Here is a 425-nt window from a genome sequence, read left to right on the forward strand (position 1 = left end):
CCCGGCGCGACCGTAAAGCACAGCCCGGAAAACACCGGCGCTGCACCGTAGCGCTTGCCGAGCTGGTCCACGTGCAGCTGCGTCATGCCGCGCGCTGCTCCAGGCGCTGCAACACGGCCTGCACCAGCTGCGCCACGGCCTGCGGATGGTCGCAGGCGAGCGCGTGGCGCTGCGGCATGCTGCGCAGCCAAGTGATCTGGCGCTTGGCCAGTTGGCGCGTGGCGGCAACGCCGCGCGCGCGCAGACGCTCCAGGTTCAAAGGCGCACCGGGCGCGGCAGCCTGAAGGTCGAGCTCGTCCCACACCTGGCGGTAGCCCACGCAGCGCATGCTCGGCAGGTCGGCGTGCAAGTCGCCGCGCGCGCGCAGGCCTCGCACCTCATCGACGAAGCCTGCGGCGAGCATGGCGTCAAAGCGCTGCGCGATG

The 425-nt window shown here is 71.8% G+C and carries 1 pseudogene; it reads right to left on the bottom strand.

Features of this window, described 5'->3' with window-relative positions:
* Positions 1–82 precede the first annotated feature (82 nt).
* Positions 83–425 (bottom strand): annotated as a pseudogene (locus tag VTU_RS0106555) (tRNA (adenosine(37)-N6)-dimethylallyltransferase MiaA); the annotation flags it as partial.

Source organism: Verminephrobacter aporrectodeae subsp. tuberculatae At4 (assembly GCF_000193225.1).
Classification (GTDB): domain Bacteria; phylum Pseudomonadota; class Gammaproteobacteria; order Burkholderiales; family Burkholderiaceae_C; genus Acidovorax; species Acidovorax aporrectodeae.